The sequence below is a fragment of the Pseudomonas fluorescens genome (genome assembly GCF_902497895.1).
GTDB lineage: Bacteria > Pseudomonadota > Gammaproteobacteria > Pseudomonadales > Pseudomonadaceae > Aquipseudomonas > Aquipseudomonas fluorescens_BP.
This window is the reverse complement of the sequence record NZ_CABVHQ010000045.1, coordinates 1-18408: the sequence shown is the minus strand read 5'-3', so window position 1 is coordinate 18408 and position 18408 is coordinate 1. Positions and strand designations below refer to the sequence as shown.

The 18408-nt window shown below is 55.4% G+C and carries 23 protein-coding genes and 1 tRNA gene; 16 read left to right on the top strand and 8 right to left on the bottom strand.

Annotated elements, in window-relative coordinates; genetic code table 11:
• Positions 1-2 precede the first annotated feature (2 nt).
• Positions 3-947 carry an alpha/beta hydrolase gene (locus F8N21_RS20785; RefSeq protein WP_150643888.1) on the bottom strand — a complete coding sequence of 315 codons (945 nt, stop codon included), beginning with the start codon at positions 945-947 and terminating at the stop codon, positions 3-5.
• 213 nt (positions 948-1160) lie between these two features.
• Here F8N21_RS20785 and fadD2 point away from each other — a divergent pair, with 213 nt between their 5' ends.
• The 3 genes from fadD2 to mgtE all read left to right on the top strand — a co-directional run bounded on the left by fadD2 (position 1161) and on the right by mgtE (position 6805).
• The gene (fadD2, locus tag F8N21_RS20780; RefSeq protein WP_150643887.1) at positions 1161-2849 is read left to right on the top strand and encodes a long-chain-fatty-acid--CoA ligase FadD2; all 1689 of its coding nucleotides are present in this window, start codon (positions 1161-1163) and stop codon (positions 2847-2849) included.
• Between the two features lie 399 nt (positions 2850-3248).
• Positions 3249-4940 (top strand): long-chain-fatty-acid--CoA ligase FadD1, encoded by a 1692-nt coding sequence (gene fadD1, locus F8N21_RS20775; protein WP_150643886.1) that lies wholly within the window; start codon positions 3249-3251, stop codon positions 4938-4940.
• 422 nt (positions 4941-5362) lie between these two features.
• A complete protein-coding gene (gene mgtE, locus F8N21_RS20770) occupies positions 5363-6805 on the top strand; it encodes a magnesium transporter (protein ID WP_150643885.1) in 1443 nt (480 codons plus the stop codon).
• Between the two features lie 145 nt (positions 6806-6950).
• On the opposite strand, the gene F8N21_RS20765 is transcribed toward mgtE, so the two are convergent.
• Positions 6951-7277 (bottom strand): Arc family DNA-binding protein, encoded by a 327-nt coding sequence (locus F8N21_RS20765; RefSeq protein ID WP_150643884.1) that lies wholly within the window; start codon positions 7275-7277, stop codon positions 6951-6953.
• Between the two features lie 339 nt (positions 7278-7616).
• Here F8N21_RS20765 and phnN point away from each other — a divergent pair, with 339 nt between their 5' ends.
• Entirely contained in the window at positions 7617-8246 is a 630-nt protein-coding gene (gene phnN / locus F8N21_RS20760; RefSeq protein WP_150643883.1) for a phosphonate metabolism protein/1,5-bisphosphokinase (PRPP-forming) PhnN, read from the top strand.
• Here the strand turns inward: phnN and F8N21_RS20755 are convergent.
• Complete coding sequence (locus tag F8N21_RS20755; RefSeq protein ID WP_150643882.1) at positions 8221-8400, bottom strand: PA3371 family protein; 180 nt, start codon at positions 8398-8400, stop codon at positions 8221-8223. The genes phnN and F8N21_RS20755 overlap by 26 nt on opposite strands.
• Before the next feature lie 22 nt (positions 8401-8422).
• Complete coding sequence (locus tag F8N21_RS20750) at positions 8423-8659, bottom strand: hypothetical protein (protein ID WP_150643881.1); 237 nt, start codon at positions 8657-8659, stop codon at positions 8423-8425.
• A gap of 294 nt (positions 8660-8953) precedes the next feature.
• Between F8N21_RS20750 and F8N21_RS20740 the strand changes: the two genes are divergently transcribed.
• A tRNA-Arg gene (locus F8N21_RS20740) sits at positions 8954-9030 on the top strand.
• 108 nt (positions 9031-9138) lie between these two features.
• On the opposite strand, the gene F8N21_RS20735 is transcribed toward F8N21_RS20740, so the two are convergent.
• From F8N21_RS20735 to F8N21_RS20725, 3 genes are all read right to left on the bottom strand, one after another.
• Positions 9139-9627, bottom strand: a complete 489-nt coding sequence (locus F8N21_RS20735) for a hypothetical protein (RefSeq protein ID WP_150643880.1) — start codon at positions 9625-9627, stop codon at positions 9139-9141.
• A gap of 373 nt (positions 9628-10000) precedes the next feature.
• Positions 10001-10264, bottom strand: coding sequence for a hypothetical protein (locus tag F8N21_RS20730; protein WP_150643879.1), 264 nt, complete (start codon positions 10262-10264; stop codon positions 10001-10003).
• 153 nt (positions 10265-10417) lie between these two features.
• A complete protein-coding gene (locus tag F8N21_RS20725; RefSeq protein WP_150643878.1) occupies positions 10418-10657 on the bottom strand; it encodes a hypothetical protein in 240 nt (79 codons plus the stop codon).
• A gap of 140 nt (positions 10658-10797) precedes the next feature.
• Between F8N21_RS20725 and F8N21_RS20720 the strand changes: the two genes are divergently transcribed.
• The 11 genes from F8N21_RS20720 (at position 10798) to F8N21_RS20665 (ending at position 17622) form a co-directional block, all read left to right on the top strand.
• Entirely contained in the window at positions 10798-11478 is a 681-nt protein-coding gene (locus F8N21_RS20720; RefSeq protein WP_150643877.1) for a site-specific integrase, read from the top strand.
• A 184-nt stretch (positions 11479-11662) separates the two neighbouring features.
• Positions 11663-12265, top strand: coding sequence for a hypothetical protein (locus F8N21_RS20715; protein ID WP_150643876.1), 603 nt, complete (start codon positions 11663-11665; stop codon positions 12263-12265).
• A 20-nt stretch (positions 12266-12285) separates the two neighbouring features.
• Complete coding sequence (locus tag F8N21_RS20710) at positions 12286-12522, top strand: hypothetical protein (protein ID WP_119737007.1); 237 nt, start codon at positions 12286-12288, stop codon at positions 12520-12522.
• 464 nt (positions 12523-12986) lie between these two features.
• Complete coding sequence (locus F8N21_RS20705) at positions 12987-13787, top strand: hypothetical protein (protein WP_224788260.1); 801 nt, start codon at positions 12987-12989, stop codon at positions 13785-13787.
• A 66-nt stretch (positions 13788-13853) separates the two neighbouring features.
• Positions 13854-14177, top strand: coding sequence for a hypothetical protein (locus tag F8N21_RS20700; RefSeq protein WP_150643874.1), 324 nt, complete (start codon positions 13854-13856; stop codon positions 14175-14177).
• Between the two features lie 148 nt (positions 14178-14325).
• Positions 14326-14625, top strand: a complete 300-nt coding sequence (locus F8N21_RS20695) for a hypothetical protein (RefSeq protein WP_150643873.1) — start codon at positions 14326-14328, stop codon at positions 14623-14625.
• 143 nt (positions 14626-14768) lie between these two features.
• Positions 14769-15128 (top strand): hypothetical protein, encoded by a 360-nt coding sequence (locus F8N21_RS20690; protein ID WP_150643872.1) that lies wholly within the window; start codon positions 14769-14771, stop codon positions 15126-15128.
• Between the two features lie 62 nt (positions 15129-15190).
• Positions 15191-15526 (top strand): hypothetical protein, encoded by a 336-nt coding sequence (locus F8N21_RS20685; RefSeq protein ID WP_150643871.1) that lies wholly within the window; start codon positions 15191-15193, stop codon positions 15524-15526.
• Positions 15527-16430: 904 nt separating this feature from the next.
• Positions 16431-16709 (top strand): WYL domain-containing protein, encoded by a 279-nt coding sequence (locus F8N21_RS31520; RefSeq protein WP_224788261.1) that lies wholly within the window; start codon positions 16431-16433, stop codon positions 16707-16709.
• 127 nt (positions 16710-16836) lie between these two features.
• Positions 16837-17385: a hypothetical protein gene (locus F8N21_RS20670; RefSeq protein WP_150643868.1), complete on the top strand. Its 549-nt coding sequence runs from the start codon at positions 16837-16839 to the stop codon at positions 17383-17385.
• A gap of 15 nt (positions 17386-17400) precedes the next feature.
• Positions 17401-17622, top strand: coding sequence for a hypothetical protein (locus tag F8N21_RS20665; protein ID WP_150643867.1), 222 nt, complete (start codon positions 17401-17403; stop codon positions 17620-17622).
• 224 nt (positions 17623-17846) lie between these two features.
• Here the strand turns inward: F8N21_RS20665 and tnpC are convergent.
• On the bottom strand, positions 17847-18408 hold a 562-nt coding region (tnpC, locus tag F8N21_RS20660; protein ID WP_150642691.1), incomplete at its 5' end, for an IS66 family transposase.

The following is an 18408-nucleotide window of genomic DNA, read 5'->3' as shown; positions in this document are numbered from 1 at the left end:
AGTTATTCGGTTTTGGCTGGCCGGCGATTGTTCAGCGCTTGCGCGAGCCAGGCCAGCAGGTCGGCAATCACTTCATCGCGGTTGCTTTCATTGAACAGTTCATGCCGCGCCTGCGGGTAGATATTCAGTTGCAGGCATTGACTCCCGGCCGCGCGCAATGCGGCGGCCAGGTCCTTGAGACGTGTGCCATTGCTTACCGGATCACATTCGCCACCCATCACCAACAGGGGCAGGCCCGGATCGATCTGCGCGAGATTGGACGCTTTGCTGATTTGCTGCAAGCCACCTAGCAGGTCGATCCATAGCTGATTCGTGCAGCGGAAGCCGCAGAGCGGGTCTTTGGCGTACTTATCGACTTCGTCGGGATCTCGACTAAGCCAGTCAAAAGGTGTCCGATTGGGTTTGAAAGCTTTATTAAACGATCCGAATGACAACCATTCGATCAGCGCACTGCGGCCGGTAGCACCCTGGCGCAGGCGTTCGAATCGCGCGATCAGACGGGCAGCGCGGTAGAGCGCAATGGGCTGAAAGTTCGAACCACTGAGAATCGCCCCGTGCAGGCTGGCACTGTGGTGCAGCAGGTAGGCCTGGGCGAGGTAGCTGCCCATGCTGTGGCCGAGCAGCACAATAGGTGTTCCTGGATGCTGCTGGCCAATGTGCTGGTTGAGACAGGCCAGGTCACCGAGCACTTTTTGCCAGCCATCCTTGTCCGCGTAATACCCCAGCATGCCGTGCTCGGCGGTTTTGCCGTGACCGCGCAGGTCCATGGCGTACAGCCCGTAGCCATTGGCGCAGAGCACCTCGGCCAGACGGGCATAACGACCACTGTGTTCAGCCATGCCGTGGGCCAGCAGGATCAATGCCTTGGGTTGGCCTTCGGGTAACCACTGGTTGACGAAAAGGCGACAGCGGTCACTCGCGGTCAGCCAGAAAGTATCGTGGATCATGGCGATTCCTTTGCACGGGGTCGCTGCATTGTATAGCGCATCCTTTGCTTAACGTCTGATCAGGCCACGCCACGGCGGGAAGATTCACACGGTCAATGACGCTGTTCGGCATATTTGCCTGAATCGCCATAGCTGCTAACGTCCGGAGAGCCCCGCCTTTCAAAGAGACAGAGATGCGGCCCGGACACGCTCAGGTAAAGAGGAACAAAAATAATGCAACCTGATTTCTGGAATGACAAACGCCCGGCCGGCGTCCCCCTGGATATCGATCTGGGTGCCTACAAGTCGGTGATCGAGGTTTTCGAGCGTTCCTGCAAGAAATTCGCTGACCGCCCGGCATTCAGCAATATGGGAGTCACCCTGACCTACGCTGAGCTGGAGCGCTACAGCGCAGCGTTCGCCGGTTATCTGCAAGCGCACACCGATCTGGTGGCTGGCGATCGTATCGCGGTGCAGATGCCCAACGTCCTGCATTACCCGATTGCCGTGTTCGGAGCCTTGCGTGCCGGCTTGATCGTGGTCAACACCAATCCGCTGTACACCCCGCGCGAGATGCGTCACCAGTTCAAGGATTCTGGCGCCCGGGCGCTGGTCTACCTGAATATGTTCGGCCAGAAAGTCCAGGAAGTGCTGGCCGATACCGATATCCAATACCTGATCGAAGCGAAGATGGGCGACCTGATGCCCGCCGCCAAGGGCTGGCTGGTCGACACCATGGTCGAAAAAGTGAAAAAGATGGTACCGGCCTACCAGCTGCCCCAGGTCATTTCTTTCAGGAGCGCGCTACGTCTGGGTCGAGGGCGGGGCATCAGGCCGCTGAAGGTCAGCCTCGACGATATCGCGGTGCTGCAATACACCGGCGGCACCACTGGCCTGGCCAAGGGCGCGATGCTCACCCATGGCAACCTGGTGGCGAACATGCAGCAAGCGCGGGCGTGCCTGTCCCAGCTTGGGACTGATGGCCAGCCGCTGCTCAAGGAAGGCCGCGAGGTGATGATCGCGCCGCTGCCGCTGTACCATATCTATGCCTTCACCGCGAATTGCATGTGCATGATGGTCACCGGTAACCACAACGTACTGATCACCAATCCGCGGGACATCGGCGGCTTTATCAAGGAGCTGAAAAACTGGCGATTCTCGGCGTTGCTGGGGCTCAACACCTTGTTTGTCGCGCTGATGGATCACCCGGACTTCAAGACCCTGGACTTCTCCAGCCTGAAACTCACCAACTCCGGTGGTACTGCGCTGGTCAAGGCGACTGCAGAGCGTTGGCTGGCCATGACCGGTTGCCGCATTACCGAAGGTTACGGGCTGACCGAAACTTCGCCGGTGGCCTGCACCAATCCTTACGGCGACAAATCGCGGCTGGGCACGGTGGGGCTGCCAGTGCCGGGTACGACCTTGAAGGTCATTGACGATGAGGGCGTCGAGCAGGCGATGGGTGAGCGCGGCGAACTCTGCATCAAGGGCCCGCAGATCATGAAGGGTTACTGGCAACAAGCCGAAGCCACGGCGCAGGTCCTGGATGCCGAAGGCTGGTTCAAGTCCGGCGACATTGCGGTAATCGATCCGGACGGATTTGTGCGCATCGTCGATCGCAAGAAAGACATGATCATTGTCTCGGGCTTCAATGTGTATCCGAATGAAATCGAAGATGTGGTCATGGCCCACCCGAAAGTCGCCAACTGCGCAGTCATCGGTGTGCCGGACGATCGTTCGGGGGAGGCGGTGAAGTTGTTTGTGGTCGCGCGCGAATCGGGTGTCAGCCTTGAAGAGCTGAAGGCTTACTGCAAGGAAAACTTCACCGGTTACAAAGTGCCGAAACATATCGTGCTGCGTGATTCGCTGCCGATGACTCCGGTGGGCAAGATATTGCGGCGGGAGTTGCGCGGTATCGCTTGATGAGGTGTTGTTGAGATCGGATTTTCGCGGCGCCTTTAAAAGATCGCAGCCTGCGGCAGCTCCTACGCCGACCGGGTTCACCTCGCCCATTCAGGGTGAACACAAATCCCGTAGGAGCTGCCGCAGGCTGCGATCTTTTGCTCTTAACGGCCCATTTCAGAAGGTTTCAAGGCTTTATAGAATCTTTACTCTAAAAGTGACCATTGAATTATCTTTGGTCATCAATGTGACTGTATAGGCCTTCTTTGGCTCTAGTCGACCCTTGGCAAAGCTGCTACTCTCGGCCCGCTTTTGTGACTTCTCGGCCTAAGTAAAAGCCAGATTCACCAATAAAACACACACCAATAATAATCGCATCAAATGCGGTGATGAATTCGCGTTGCTGAGGAGTGGGCTTCCATGAACGAAAACTTTTGGAAGGATAAGTACCCGGCTGGAATTGCTGCTGATATCAATCCAGACGAGTATCCGAACATTCAGGCGGTGTTGAAGCAATCGTGCCAACGCTTTGCCGACAAACCGGCCTTTAGCAACCTCGGCAAGACGCTCACCTATGGTGAACTGTACGAACTGTCAGGCGCTTTTGCCGCTTATCTGCAACAGCATACCGACTTGCAACCCGGCGATCGAATTGCCGTGCAGCTGCCGAACCTGTTGCAATACCCTATCGCCGTGTTTGGTGCCATTCGCGCCGGGTTGATCGTGGTCAATACCAACCCGCTGTACACCGCGCGGGAAATGGAACACCAATTCAACGATTCCGGTGCCAAGGCGCTGGTATGCCTGGCCAATATGGCGCACCTGGCGCAAACCGTGGTGCCCAGGACCTCGGTCAAGCATGTGATCGTTACCGAAGTAGGCGACCTGCTGCCACCGCTCAAACGCCTGCTGGTCAATAGTGTCATCAAGTATGTGAAGAAGATGGTCCCGGCCTATCACCTGCCCAAGGCCATCAAGTTCAACGACGTGTTGAGCAAAGGCCATGGCCGCCCGGTCAACGATGCCAGCCCTGCCAGCAGCGACGTCGCGGTGCTGCAATACACTGGCGGTACCACCGGCGTGGCCAAGGGCGCGATGCTCACCCACCGCAATCTGGTGGCGAACATGCTGCAATGCAAGGCGCTGATGGGCTCCAATCTCAATGAAGGCTGCGAGATTCTGATCACCCCGTTGCCGCTGTACCACATCTATGCCTTCACCTTTCATTGCATGGCAATGATGCTGATCGGCAACCACAACATCCTGATCAGCAATCCGCGCGACCTGACAGCAATGGTCAAGGAACTGTCCAACTGGAAGTTCAGCGGCTTTGTCGGCCTGAACACCCTATTTGTCGCGCTGTGCAACAACGAGGCATTCCGCAAGCTGGACTTCTCGGCGCTGAAAATCACCCTGTCTGGCGGCATGGCCCTGCAACTGGCCGCTGCCGAGCGCTGGAAAGCGGTAACCGGTTGCTCGATCTGCGAAGGTTACGGCATGACCGAAACCAGCCCGGTGGCCACGGTCAATCCGATCCAGAACATCCAGATCGGCACCATCGGCATTCCAGTGCCTTCGACCGTCTGCAAAGTCATCGATGACGCTGGTGCCGAGCTGGCGTTGGGCGAAATTGGCGAACTGTGCGTCAAGGGCCCGCAAGTCATGAAGGGCTACTGGCAGCGTCAGGACGCCACCGACGAAATCCTCGACAGCCAAGGCTGGTTGAAGACCGGCGACATCGCGCTCATCCAGCCAGACGGCTTCATGCGCATCGTCGATCGCAAGAAAGACATGATTCTGGTCTCTGGTTTCAACGTTTATCCGAACGAACTGGAAGACGTGCTGGCGACTCTGCCCGGCGTGTTGCAGTGCGCAGCGATCGGCGTGCCGGACGAGAAGTCGGGCGAAGCGATCAAGATTTTCATCGTCGCCAAGCCGGGCGTGACCTTGACCAAGGAGCAGGTCATGGAGCACATGCGCGCCAACGTCACCGGTTACAAAGTGCCAAGAGCCGTGGAGTTCCGCGACGCGCTGCCGACCACCAACGTCGGCAAGATCCTGCGCCGTGAGTTGCGCGATCAAGAGCTGAAGAAGCTCGTCACGATGAAGTGAAACCGGATGTAAGCATCAAGCCCGCCCTGTGCGGGCTTTTTGCTGTCTGGCGGATGGGGTTGGCGTCTGATATGTCGGACAGGATTTGCGCACTACGACCTGTACTGGTGCCGTAACAATGGGGTGGAAGATAGATATTCGGGGATTTTTTGACCTTGGGTGTGTTTTCTCTTCTGGATAAGTCGTCGCAGCTTTACACATTCGGACAGCGCTCAGGTTTGCCTCGCAAGCGCTTGTTCTTGCCAAGATTTTTTAGCGTTAAAAGACGGCAAGCGGTGTATCATTGCGCCCGTCAGCCCCGCCGGGGCTTGTGGAATACCTCCATGGACTTACCCAGTAGTTACTCAGTACCTCGTTTTTACAATCATGAATTGACTGATTGATCTTCCGGCGTGCCCCGCTGCTGGGAGTGGAGTTCGCCTATGTCTGAAGTTGAAGTAAAGAAAACCCAAGAAAGCCTGCAAGACCGCCTCGCTCAAGTCGTTGACCTGCTGCAGCGCCAGCGAGTGATCGAAGACCTGACTCATCGTCAGGAAGGTCATCATCAAGACCGGGTCGAGAACCTGGTCCACCGGCAGAACCTGGTCGAGTTGCAGCGCAAACTCGACGACCTGCACTCCGCCGACATCGCCTACATCCTTGAAGCCTTGCCGCTCGAAGAGCGTCTGATGGTCTGGCAACTGGTCAAGGCCGAGCGCGATGGCGACATCCTTCTTGAGGTCTCCGACTCCGTTCGGGAAACCCTGATCGCCGACATGGAGGATCACGAGATCCTCGCGGCCGCCAAGGAAATGGATGCCGACGAACTCGCTGACCTGGCGCCCGAGCTGCCGCGAGACGTCGTCCATGAACTGATGGAAACCCTCGATAGCCAGCAACGTGAGCGGGTTCGCTCGGCGTTGTCCTATGACGAGGATCAAGTCGGCGCATTGATGGACTTCGAGATGGTGACGATCCGCGAGGATGTCAGTCTCGAAGTGGTATTGCGTTACCTGCGCCGGCTCAAGGAGCTGCCGAGCCATACCGACAAACTGTTCGTGGTCGACTACGACGGCGTGCTCAAGGGCGTGCTGCCAATCAAGCGGTTGCTGGTCAATGACCCGGACAAGCAAGTGTCGGAGGTGATGGCCAGCGATACGGTGAGCTTCCACCCGGACGAAGATGGGTACGATGCCGCCCAGGCGTTCGAACGTTATGACTTGATTTCGGCACCGGTAGTCGACAAGAACGGCAAGCTGATCGGCCGTCTGACCATTGATGAAATGGTCGACCTGATTCGTGAAGAGAGCGAAAACGAAGTCCTCAACATGGCGGGTCTGCGTGAGGAGGAAGATATTTTTGCTTCTGTCTGGAGATCCCTGCGCAACCGTTGGGCCTGGCTGGCGATCAACCTGATTACCGCGTTTATTGCCTCCCGGGTGATCGGGCTGTTCGAAGGCTCCATCGAGAAACTGGTGGCCCTGGCCGCATTGATGCCGATTGTTGCCGGGATTGGCGGCAACTCCGGTAACCAGACCATCACCATGATCGTGCGCGCCATGGCGCTGGATCAGGTCAGCACCGGCAACACTTCGCGGCTGATGCGCAAAGAGTTGGCGGTCGGCTTGATCAATGGCCTGGTCTGGGGTGGGGTGATCGGTGTGGTGGCTTATCTGCTGTACGGCAGCTGGTCGCTGGGAGTGGTGATGACCGCGGCGATGACCCTCAATCTGTTACTGGCGGCATTGATGGGGGTCTTGATCCCCATGACCCTGGCACGGGTCGGTCGAGATCCGGCGATGGGCGCGAGCGTGATGATTACCGCCGTGACCGACAGTGGCGGTTTCTTTATCTTTCTCGGGCTGGCAACGATTTTCCTGCTCTGAGTCTTCTTTGCGCAGCCTGGCCAGTTGGCGAGCTGCGCGAATTCCCTTCTACCCTCGATTGATGTCTCTTCGGCAAGGCTGTCGCCGAGTCAAATGTCGGGCAAAAAAAAGCCAGCACTGGGCTGGCTGAGCTTTCAGGATGGAATCAGGAAGCGTCAGTTGCCATTTCGGCGTCATGAGCGATCAGCGACACCAATGCGTTTTGCTGACGGTGGGAGAGCTGGCGGAAACGTTGAAGCAGTTCGCGTTCATGCAACGACAGCTCGGGGCTGTCCAGACGCATGCTCAACTCTTCGCCCAACGCGCCTTCCTGAATGAGACTTTGCTCCATGCGTGCGATGATTTCAGAGTTCATGCTGCGATGATGATTGCGAGCCACCTCGGCGATGCGTTCACGCATTCCATCGGGCAGACGCACGACGAACTTGTCAGCCGTACGGCTGGAATAAATTGCCTGTTTCAATGGGCGCATATATTTAACCGGTTAGTTCAGGGGAGCGGTTTTCGGAATTGGCCGCAAGATGTCTGTTAGGACAAGCTTTCTTGCCAAATGTTCAACCTGAATTGTTAGGAGGCCCGCATCATGCCTCCAAATGCCAGATCGTTGGCGTCAATTCTGTGACAAATATTGAACTGGCTAAAGGCGTTATGCCAGCACCAATTATCAGAAATGCGGACTGGTTTGAAAAGTTGGCCCCGTCCCGCACCTCTAACCGCTTCCTCTTGCCCGCCAGGAGGTGTTTGATGCCCCTGGAGCGCGCACTTTGTGCGGATACGATCGTTTATCCTTCTTTTTATAGGATAGTGGCAAATGGCCGATTTACTAGGCATTCCAGCGACAAGAGACGTTACCGGAGCACCGGGCAGACTGATCTATTTGATGGGCCCGTCAGGGGCAGGCAAGGACAGCCTGATAGACGCATCCCGCGAGCCTTTGCGCAGGCTCGGCTGTGAGGTGGTGCGACGGGTCATCACCCGCTCGGCCGAGTCCGTGGGGGAAGATGCCGCAGGGGTCTCTCAGGCGGAATTCGAGCGACTGTGCGAACAAGGAGGTTTTGCCTTGCACTGGCACGCCAATAGTCTGGACTACGGAATACCGGTGCAAATTGATCAGTGGCTGGACAGCGGGCGCCATGTGCTGGTCAATGGCTCCCGAGAGCATCTGCCCGAAGCGCGTAAGCGTTACCCGAACGTGTTACCTGTCTTGCTGACAGTGCAGAGCGAGGTCTTGCGCCAGCGCCTGGTGCGGCGCGGGCGTGAAAGTGCCGATGAAATTGAAGCGAGGCTGCGGCGCAACGAGCTGTTTCTCGCCAGTGGCTCTTTGGGTGACGCAAGCGCAGTCCTGCGCCTGGATAACTCGGAGGAGTTGTCCGTCACTGTCGAACATTTCCTCGGGCTGTTGGAGCAGCAGGGGATCAGCGTAAAACCGGATCGAACTTGATTTTGCGTCCGGCAATCAGCGCCAGAATGAACAAACCGGCAAATGCTCCGAAAGCAATCATCGGCAGAGGACTGGCGTCTTTCCCCGTCAGGATGAGCGTCATGGCAGCGCTGAGCAGGGCCAGAATCAAGAATACTGCGGCTGGTTTTGACATGCGGTGCTCCTGATGAAGTGATTCAGAATACCCAGCTGGGCGAAGACTGTTGGCTCGGTTGCCCGACCTGGGTATCTCGCGCAATCCAGGCTGATTCAACCGCGTCGTCGCTCACCACTGCCGGTTTCGGTGCTTGATGTTGAATGTAATGTGGGGTGGTAGAGGCCAGCTGAACCGTGCTGTCATCCGTTTGAAAGTGAAAAACCACCACGACAGCCAATGCGAGCGCATTCAGGAGCAATAATAGGGCGCTGTTCATGGCGATATCTCCGCTGTTTCTTGGGAAAGTAGTAAAGCAGCGCTTATGCCAAGAGTTTAACCACTATTAAACCCTTTAAAAACAATGACTTAGCTTGTTTTATTGGAAATCTGGCCATTGCATTTTGCAATGATGGCCTTTTGGGGTGATGCAATTTGCACGATCGCCGATGGGGTGGTCCACGTTACCGCTGGCCTACACTTAAAAAGCCCAAGGACGACATGACAAAAGCAGCTCTGGCCGTTAACATGCTCGCCGTCCCTTGCGCCGCACAGTTTACAGCGGTCGCCATTTGTCTCAGTAGCTCAATTGGATAGAGCATCCCCCTCCTAAGGGGAAGGTTGGCAGTTCGAACCTGCCCTGGGACACCATATAATTCAAGCACTTACCACTCTATGCCTTCTGCCTTTGCTTCGCTGGCTATCACTGGGCTAGCGCGGCACTCTGCATCGATATCCTAAGTGAAGAGTGATTTTGCCTCACAAGCCGGGCAGCGGCAGTCGACGCGGCCGGCAATGGCCCGAGCTTGAATCTGAGCGACGCCGCAGGCCGAGCACACGATCGCTTGCGGACGCCATTCGCTGGTGATTGCAGCGCCATTGCCATCCTGATCCAGCGCAAGCCAAGTCGCTGCGTTGTGCACGCTCATGCATACCGTGGACATGCACGGTACCGCGACCTCCGTCAGGGCGTAGGCTGTCCGCTTTTACGGAGACATAGTGGATCAGACCATCATGCTTCAGCTCAAGCATCACGTTACGTGAGTCGTTTCGATCACGGTACTCGAAGCGCTGCGCCTGTTCGTTCCAGGCGGTGATACCCGGCTGCTCATCGTGAAAGGCCAAGCCGTCCGGCATCTCTCGAATGCACCTGGCCAGCACCTCGGTGTCATTCTGAGATTCAGCAACTAACCGATAATCAGGCTTGCCATTGACGATAATGCCGACGCGACGTGCACGGAGTGGCACGTATGTCTTTGGAGCCTTCCCTCTGGCATTCCTGCCAAGCTTCCACTCGCGCTGCCGGTTCCAGCAGCTCACACAGATGTCGCTACTAGCATGAATGAGTCGAAGATCGGACCGGCCACAGCGAGTGCATCTGGTGCCCTGATCCGGATGTCTCGTGATCTTTATCTTGGCAGAAGCCGATGCGGTCTGGAGGGGATCGACTTTGCCAGCGTGCACGGCTCCGATCGGGCAGAAGCGGCAAACCGATGCCCGCTCATCACCGGCTACGGCCCGTATGTACCGATCAGAGCAGTCGTCGCTGCTCATGGTGGCGCTCAGCTTCTCGCAGCGGAAATGTCTCTTGCCTGGCACCCAATGGGTTGAGTCGCGGTACTCACGGATACGCCTCAACAGCGAGGCCGAGCCTGACGGCCCGTGCTTCTGATGCGCGCATTGGCGGCAGATCATTGCCTTGGGCATCCAGTGCGATCGCAGGTGCGAGTGAAGTGCTAAGAGTGTCTTGGTGTTCCTCAGCCGCCATTAGGGCATTGCGGGTCAGCAACATGCCCATCTTAAGTACTTCGGGCTGGGTCACCTTGTGCTCAACTGCCAGCGATCGCAGGATCTTGGCGGTGGCGTTGTCCAGGGACAGGGTCATTCGGGTTATCCCTGCGGTTTTCAGGCTGTCTCGACGCTTTGTCTGGCGCTGCTTCGGGGTTTTGGGGATGCTCAAAAGTCATATCTCGGTGATCACGCTGTGGGGGCGTGACCACGTTAAAATCACGACTGAGCTAACAGCGTGCTCACGCACTTACAGCGTGCGCTTGCTCTTGAGGGCTGACGCTAGCTTGGCTGTCAAGTCATCCGGCAGCTCCTGGCTAGCGGGGAGCTGGTGGTAGATGTCCCGGGCATCGGTGTCCGTGACCTTACCGGCGATGACAGCTTCGTCCAGCGCGCGGCGCAGCTCGGTCATGTCCTTTAGCAGTGGCTTTTTTGGCTGCTTGGTCGGCAGAGTCTTCGGGCTATTTGGATAATCGTGTGTAAGGCGCATTCGGCCCGCCAGCCCGGCCAGGTGGGGAACGATTTTCTGTGAACACCTTGTCGGGCCTGCTGGTATGCTTTTCAGGAGGCTATGGCCCGACTCTCTCAGGATCAATCACAAATCACCGCCAATCCTGATAGAGAGTACCCATGGTCACCGCAATCCGCCGCGCCACATCCCTTCGCCCTGGACAATTTTGGCACCTGATTCGCGTTGCATCCGTCACGGGCCGAATGCCTGAGCGGGACGTGCTTTTACTTTGGCTTACTCATACAACCGGCATCCGCGTGACCGAACTGGCCTTGCTGGAGGTCGCAGACGTGATGTACCCGAGTGGCACCATTAAGCCCGAAGTCTACCTGCGTGCCGATATCACGAAGGGCTGCCGACCGCGAAACGTGTACCTGACCCATGCTCGATGCCTTGCCGCCCTGAATGACTGGATAGCGGTGCGATCTCGGCGCCGCTGGGGGCTTTCCGGCACTGATGAGTATCGAGGGTTGCGGCCTGCATCGAAGCTGGTCACGACACACAAGGGCCAGGCTTTTGAACTGGCCTTCAAGCATCGGGAGCTGGACAGTGGGCCAGAGGTTTACCGGGCGTGCGATTCGCTTCAACAGACCATCAGCAGGCTCTACCGACAGGCCGGTATCAAGCTGGGATCATCCCACAGCGGCAGACGCTCGCTTGCTGCAAAAGTCCTGGCCGCAACCGGCGACGTTGAGACAGTTCAGATCATTCTCGGGCATGCCTGTCTCGACCACAGCAAGCCGTATCTAACTGTTGACATCGAGGTTATCCGCCGCGCTTTCGAGCTTGCACTGGCATAGTGACATCGGTGACTCTATCCGCTAGTCAGCATTAATATGGAAATCACAATGGCCATATCCAATGGGTAGCAGGCGGGTGCACAACAGTCTTAGCCGTATCCGCCAGGACGGGAAGGCTGGCAACCTCTACTACGTACGTATCAGATCTGCGTATGGGCCACTCTATAAGATTGGCTTCACCGCAATGGCCTCGGTAAACGAGCGCATGAGCTATGGAGGAAACCAGGATTACCGCCTTATTGATGAGGTGCTTTTGTTCAGGCAGATGAGTGATGCCGGTGGAGCAGAAGGTGATTTACACGCTCACTTTTCGGACAGAAGTGCATTCGGGCGATTCAGTCGCAATGCGGATTTCCCATTGGCTGGCAATGGGCAGTCCGAATTGTACTTCCGAGACGTGCTCGGACTTGATGATAACTATTCTTGGAGGCAGGCTTTCAAAACATGGCTGAGGGTGCAGAAAGTAACATTCCTCGGCCGGGCAGGAGAGTTCCATTGGGCTCTAGTCTATGGTCGGGCGCTCTGTGTTCTGGCCTTGGCTATTGCGCTGCTAACGGTATTGTTGCCGGTTAAACTCGTCATTACAGCGTTTGAATGGTACGAGCGAAAAAGGTTGGGCAAGAAAGCAGAACTTTCAGAGCATGATCACCGTATTGATCGTTTATTGGAGGACCTTCAGCGCTTCGTATCTGCCGAGAAGGCTGAGCCTGCACTGAGGAGGTCAGAGGAGATGCTCGCGCTACGTGCTAAGTATATGAGTCGGGACGCCGGGAAAAATGGTGGTTAAACGTATAGGAAAAAAGGCCCATGGGCAGAAAGCGAAATCAGGCAATGAGCGACTTTGCGAAGCAGATCCGCCAGTACAAGAAGAAAACCAAAGGAGAGGGAGGCAGAATTGGCTTGGGCTTGGAGTCGTCTTTCAAACCGAAAAAAATAAAGCGTGATGAAGTCGTTCTCGATTCGCAGACAACGGCCGATCAAGAGAAGGAAAAATCCATCTTGTATGCTCCGGGTTGGACGTTGAGTTCCAGCGCGGACGATTGACCTAGGAAAACCGGCGTCAGTCAGCCCCTGAGTCGCACGTCCAGGTAGACCATGTTCCACAGCACAATAGCGGCGGTCACCAGGTTGAGGTGATTGCCCGGTAGCGCTGCTGCTCGAAGCACCGATACCATCTCACACACATTGCGTCGGTGTACCAGGAGGCAGTTAGCGCTGGAAATCGAGGACGGCCAGTTGAAGAACGTACCGGACGTACCGCAGATGGTGGCTAAGGCCCTGGCGGCGCGATTGGAGCACGGGCTGTTGGTGGTGGACCCGGTGCAGAGATAGTCGGTGGCGTTGAAGGTGCTAAATGTCGTGCCGGTGTATGACGCACCGTAGCGCCCCGGCGAAGACTGAGTGCAAAACGAACAATCTGTTAAGGGAAAAGAATCATGGACCTGATTATCAAACCGGCGCTCCGAGATTTCTGATGGGGCTTCAAGCTAACTGACATGTTGGTGAACATGAATAGAAGTAACAGTTTGAATGAAGGCCGCTATCTCCTGTTTCTCGACATCCTTGGCTTCAGCGATCTAGTAGAGACCAGGCCTACCAAAGAAATTTACGATGTCATCGACAGTGCACTAAATGCGTTCGGGCGGTGGGAAAAGCTGAATGGCCTGTTCAAGACCATTTATTTTTCGGATACCTTCCTTTTCTATCAAGACCCCAAAGGCTATGGCAATTGGGCATTCTTGGACGTCTACGCCATCGGCTCAATGGTTTTGTCCGCGATGCTAGCAGCAGGAATCGCCGCGCGAGGCGCAATATCGTTCGGAGAATTTGAGGTCGAGCTCGACTCGTCAGGCCGCCATCAGGTGTATTTCGGTAAGGCACTGATCGAAGCCTACAAGGCAGAGCAACAGGAGAAGTGGATCGGGATAACGGTCCTACCTTCCGCATGGGAGCCCTACGAGGCTGCCAATCCGGGAATGATTGATGCTTTCGCGCGCGAAAAAGTATGGCTGCGCAGGGCCGATGGGGTTTTGCTCTTAAATCCGTTGATCAAGCTACGTGGCTGGTATGGTCTCGCTGGGATGGGGGAGGTCGAAAAGCCATACTCAAAATGGGACGCCCCTGAATTTCCCAACGACATTCTTGCTCTCAAATTCATTCGGGTAAAAGCGGAGTCATATGCGGCAATCCAAGACTTCACTAGTCCCGTGGCTATCAAGTTTCATACGACCCATAAATTCTTAAAGGACGTTTTGGGTGATGAATGCTACGCATGGGGCCAGCAAGCAGCGCTTCCTGGAAATTTCTGACGACAATGTCGGAATGGCAATTGATGAATTGATTTAGGAAACGCATGGCAACCTGGGAGATTGGCAATGGCGAAAGCGTTTGGTGCACTGCTAGGGATAGCGAGCCTGCTGTATTCGATTTTCTTGATCCTTGATGGCTGGCACGGAATGAGTCAATCACTCAGGGTTTATGTCCTGATCGTGCCGAGCATTTTCGTCACGATCGCAGCAATAGCTCTGTTGATTTCAGTTCGTGTTTTGGCAGCGAGGCTTTATCGCCGTATTCGAGGCACTCAAGCTAAAAACGAATTTGCATTCATGGATGGCAATGCTTGGAGTTGGCTAATTTTGCCAGTCTGGATTGCCGCCGGTCTGGGGCTCTACAGCGCCGTTGAGCATTGTTGCGGATAGGCCGAATTAGCGTCCCTTTAGTAATCGCGATCTGATCTAGGAATTTTCCGCCCAGGTACACACCCAACCTCGCCTTAAAACGCGGGGTTGGGTCAGTAGAAGGACGCCCATTTTTGCGTCCGCGAAAACAGACGAGAAGGGTGCGGTCATGCATGCGAAGTCCCCAAACATACAGCTTGGCGCTGATGCGTGGCTGGCATTTTCCGATACGTTTCACCAAGCCGCCGCCGATAACTTTATAACCACAGATGCTGATAAAGCTCAGCTATGGTTTGGATTTATGGCTGCGGCGGCTGGTGAAATGACCGGCGGTATCGGTGCCGAGCATGCCCAGGCGCTGCTGTATGCGATCGCCAAGGGCTGCGGCGATGCCGCCAAGATAGCCTTGGCCGAGCATGCAGCTGAGCGTGCCCGCGCCAGGCCCACCCTGACCGTGGTGAAGCCGTGAGCCCAATATCCAAACCAGTGGATCGGAAAGCACGACGCAGGAATGAAGCACTTATGTGGGCTTTGCTAGCCGCTTTAGTGATCTGCTGCATGATTGTAGGTATTCGCTACTGGTTCATCTGATCAGTTCAAGGAAAAGGACCCATGTTCGACATTTTCAGGAGAAAAACATTTACGCAAAAAGCGCTCGGAAGGCTGAAGCCTCAATGTCTTAAGGCTCACCCAGCCGATCAAATCCAGGCAGGTTTGATTGTCGACGTAATCAATTCTGGCTTCATGGAGGAGTTTGGAAACCTATCTGAATTTTGCAAGCGACCTAAGTCCGAACAAGGCCAATACCTGACTCGGTTATCGCAGCTCCAAGATCATGCTGAAACTAAGCTGGGAGCCGATTTGTTTGGCCTATGGGTGATTGCCGCGCAGGCTAGTGACATGCAGACCCAAGGTGAAGCCGCAGAAATAATGGCGCGGTTTTCTCGACTAGCTAATGGCGTTAAGCCGTAGGAAAATCCGAGGCCGTACATGAGGCGTGAGTTTCACGCGCTCAAAGTGCAGGGAGACCGAACATGGACACTGATGAATATCGCGAAGCCTACGACGCTATCGGAGGTGAGTTCGCGACAATTGATAGCATGCATGACTACTTGTCGGGCTATGGAGATACTGAGCGGCAGGGCTTCGCTCTTTCAAAAGATTTACTTGAAGTCGAGCAGATGTCTGCACGCCTTTTAAGATCCGGATGGATGCTCGAAAAATTATCCAGCAAGGCTTACCTACTGTTCGGAACTGAGTGCGCCCTGCCGAATGTCGAGGGTGGGCTGTACATTGATAATGAACACGTTGAGTTTGTCACCCATCCATGGATGAGGGATCGGATTGAACGTGCATTGAGAAACACTTGATCACCAAACAATGCAGCTCAACGTGAGCAGGCCAGGTTAGCCAAACTGCAACGATCAGGCTGAAGAAATTCGGGCATTGAAGATGCCCAAGCCAGCCGCAGGCTGGGGAACCATGTGGTCACCGCGTTTGGTGGGAGGGTGAACCGACACCCACTGTGGCTGAGTCTCTTCAGCAACTGTTCCATCAGGTGAATTCGTAGGTAAATCGCTCAGATCCACCCTCACCCCAAGCCCAGGCCTAAAAACCGGGGCTGAGTCATTAGAAGAGGCGCGACTTTCGCGTCTGCTGAGTTGAGATAATGCCTAATGCCAACACCTGACTGGAGATACGAGAAGTCATCAAGCACTGTAAAGGCTATCTGTCGCCTACTTCTCACTGATCTTGACGAGAATCAGCACGCAGATGTGCACATCGCCCTTCACGACTCACTCAAGCTTTTGTGTGACGCGATCACAGAGGAAGACCCAAACCGTGGTGATCTGTGGACGCCTGGACTTGTAAAGCTCTTCTCCAACCAACCGAGAGAGTGCGAGCGCTGGCTGGAGCTTCTGGACGAGCCCGATTTCAAACCTGATTACTACGGACAGAATCAAGGAAAAATCTAATGAGCCTTCCCTTTTCGACACCCATCCGTCCCCTTTATGTGTGGGGCGGTTATTTGGGTTTTAGCATTTTCCTTGCGCTCGTTGCACCTGGCCAAAGCTGGGGATCTGCGATTGCCATGATCTACTTCGCATGGGCTGCTTTCGAAACCATTAGGTACATCAGGCACCGCAAAAAGGCCAAACAATTAAGCCGGATATCAAGACATCTGCGAGAGACAACGCGCCTCCCAGGACGGTCGAATCGACCCTGAGTAGAAATGAGCCTTTCCCTTTGAGTGACGCCGAAAGCGCTGATCATATGATCGTGCTTTGGGACGGGGAGAAGCGAATTCGCTTCGCTTACCGCAGCGGAGACGGATCAGCAACGACACGCGAAGTGACCGTGTATCAAGTAAACAGCGCCGGTTCGGGCTGGAATGATGACCTGTACTTTTACGGCCTATGTCATCTGCGAAAAGAAGAGCGAACGTTCCGATTAGATCGAGTCCGCTATCGAAACAAGGTTGAAGACGTGGCCACGGGGGAGATCGGAACCTTACGCCAGATATTGAGCATCACAGAGAGGCTAGAGCGTTAACCGGCCACTTCGCATGGGGCGCGCTGATCGCTCCAGCATGATCGATACTGAGTTAAGGGAAAAGTTCGCAGGCTGATCACCAGCTAGAGGAATCCTCCGCTATGACCATGCGCATATGAGTACGACTATGAGCCAGCTTGATAGAAGAATTTTCAGCACGTTCAGTTCCAACCTTTCAGCAATCACCACGCTGATGGAGGCAGGGCACCATACCCATGCAATTGCCTTAATTTATTCGGCGATCGACCACATGTCCTGGCTGAACGCAGCAGGCGAACCTGGCGGCCGAGGTTTTAAGGATTGGGTGAATCGTTTTCTGTTCAATGGCAACACTTTCGATTTCAACGCTGAGGACCTGTGGGCGGCAAGATGCGGGCTCCTTCATACCGGAGCAGCAGAGTCCGATCTCTACAGGGACGGTAGAGCGAAGCTGGTCTATTACGTTGTCGGCGAATCACAACCGGATGAAAGCATGCTCAATCCCGTACTGGCGGCGCATGGTATCACTCGCAGCCAAGTCGTGATTGTGGACTACCACTGGCTCACGACGGAGTTCGTTGATGCCTTGAGCCGCTTTCATGAGCACCTACTGGCAGACGCAACCGCGCATGCTCGGTCTGCTCAAAAAGCAGCAATGCAGATGGTTTTCCAAGTTTCCAGCGACGTCTCCATATGATCAAGGAAAAATCGCATGAGCCCATCGGTTTTGGATGAACATCCATTGTTACTGGCACCTGTCATGCAGATGGTGGGAGCGTTTCCTCTATCTATTCTATGGGTAGTTGGCGACACCTGGGTCAGATGCGATGAAGGTAATTTTTCGATTGGTGCAGACGAGTCCGCTACTTTTGATCAAGTACGTGATCTGCTGCTAGACGCCAAAGGGGATGACTACCCTTGGGAAGAATACTGACCCCTGCTACTGACGATTGAGTGAAAGGAAAAGCACACCAGGTTCTTCCCAAGCCTCGCCGAAAAAAGGGGGCCGCGTTAGTAGGGGCGGCGCTCGAACCACCAATCGAAGGAATGATGAGATGAGGAAATGGCTGAAAATCCTGGCGAAACTTTCCACGGGGACTTTTTAATGTCGTTGCTTGCGGCTTCAGCGTAAGCGTCCGCCCAACACACCTTGCATGGTTAAACGGGCTTCCATCTATGCGGCAGCAACTCGTCAATTTCACTCGCCCGCTGCGTCGGCAGGCGCGTGAGTACGTCCTTCAGATAGGCATACGGATCATGGCCGTTAAGCCGTGCCGACTGGATCAAACTCATGATCGCAGCCGCACGTTTGCCGCTGCGCAGTGACCCGGCGAACAGCCAGTTTGAACGCCCGAGAGCCCATGGCCGGATTTGATTTTCACACCAGTTATTGTCTATAGGTACCGCGCCGTCCTCAAGATATCGAGTCAACGCAGTCCAGCGTTTAAGGCTGTAATCCAGGGCTTTGGCGATGGCCGACCCTTCGGGCACGAGTTCGCGCTGGGCGATCATCCAGGTGTGCAACGCATCGATTATCGGTGCCGCTTTTTCCTGCCGTATTCGGTGCCGCACGTCCGGCTCTAGCTCTTTTACTTCACGCTCTATTTCGTAAAGCGCGGCGATGTAATGCAGCGCTTTTTCGGCGATTTGGCTCTTGTTGGTCGCGTGCAGGTCGAAGAACTTGCGGCGAGCATGGGCCATGCAGCCGATCTCGGTGATG

Bases quoted from the DNA above. Each gene is read 5' to 3' on its own strand.
- fadD2 (WP_150643887.1), top strand. From the start codon at position 1,161: ATGCAACCTGATTTCTGGAATGACAAACGCCCGGCCGGCGTCCCCCTG.
- F8N21_RS20730 (WP_150643879.1), bottom strand. From the start codon at position 10,264: ATGACCCTGTCCCTGGACAACGCCACCGCCAAGATCCTGCGATCGCTG.
- F8N21_RS20665 (WP_150643867.1), top strand. From the start codon at position 17,401: ATGAGCCCATCGGTTTTGGATGAACATCCATTGTTACTGGCACCTGTC.
- F8N21_RS20705 (WP_224788260.1), top strand. From the start codon at position 12,987: ATGAATAGAAGTAACAGTTTGAATGAAGGCCGCTATCTCCTGTTTCTC.
- mgtE (WP_150643885.1), top strand. From the start codon at position 5,363: ATGTCTGAAGTTGAAGTAAAGAAAACCCAAGAAAGCCTGCAAGACCGC.
- F8N21_RS20725 (WP_150643878.1), bottom strand. From the start codon at position 10,657: ATGCGCCTTACACACGATTATCCAAATAGCCCGAAGACTCTGCCGACC.
- F8N21_RS20755 (WP_150643882.1), bottom strand. From the start codon at position 8,400: ATGTCAAAACCAGCCGCAGTATTCTTGATTCTGGCCCTGCTCAGCGCT.
- F8N21_RS20690 (WP_150643872.1), top strand. From the start codon at position 14,769: ATGTTCGACATTTTCAGGAGAAAAACATTTACGCAAAAAGCGCTCGGA.
- fadD1 (WP_150643886.1), top strand. From the start codon at position 3,249: ATGAACGAAAACTTTTGGAAGGATAAGTACCCGGCTGGAATTGCTGCT.
- F8N21_RS20685 (WP_150643871.1), top strand. From the start codon at position 15,191: ATGGACACTGATGAATATCGCGAAGCCTACGACGCTATCGGAGGTGAG.
- F8N21_RS20720 (WP_150643877.1), top strand. From the start codon at position 10,798: ATGGTCACCGCAATCCGCCGCGCCACATCCCTTCGCCCTGGACAATTT.
- F8N21_RS20750 (WP_150643881.1), bottom strand. From the start codon at position 8,659: ATGAACAGCGCCCTATTATTGCTCCTGAATGCGCTCGCATTGGCTGTC.
- F8N21_RS20670 (WP_150643868.1), top strand. From the start codon at position 16,837: ATGAGCCAGCTTGATAGAAGAATTTTCAGCACGTTCAGTTCCAACCTT.
- F8N21_RS20785 (WP_150643888.1), bottom strand. From the start codon at position 947: ATGATCCACGATACTTTCTGGCTGACCGCGAGTGACCGCTGTCGCCTT.
- F8N21_RS20710 (WP_119737007.1), top strand. From the start codon at position 12,286: ATGGGCAGAAAGCGAAATCAGGCAATGAGCGACTTTGCGAAGCAGATC.
- F8N21_RS31520 (WP_224788261.1), top strand. From the start codon at position 16,431: ATGATCGTGCTTTGGGACGGGGAGAAGCGAATTCGCTTCGCTTACCGC.
- phnN (WP_150643883.1), top strand. From the start codon at position 7,617: ATGGCCGATTTACTAGGCATTCCAGCGACAAGAGACGTTACCGGAGCA.
- F8N21_RS20695 (WP_150643873.1), top strand. From the start codon at position 14,326: ATGCATGCGAAGTCCCCAAACATACAGCTTGGCGCTGATGCGTGGCTG.
- F8N21_RS20715 (WP_150643876.1), top strand. From the start codon at position 11,663: ATGGCCTCGGTAAACGAGCGCATGAGCTATGGAGGAAACCAGGATTAC.
- F8N21_RS20700 (WP_150643874.1), top strand. From the start codon at position 13,854: ATGGCGAAAGCGTTTGGTGCACTGCTAGGGATAGCGAGCCTGCTGTAT.
- F8N21_RS20765 (WP_150643884.1), bottom strand. From the start codon at position 7,277: ATGCGCCCATTGAAACAGGCAATTTATTCCAGCCGTACGGCTGACAAG.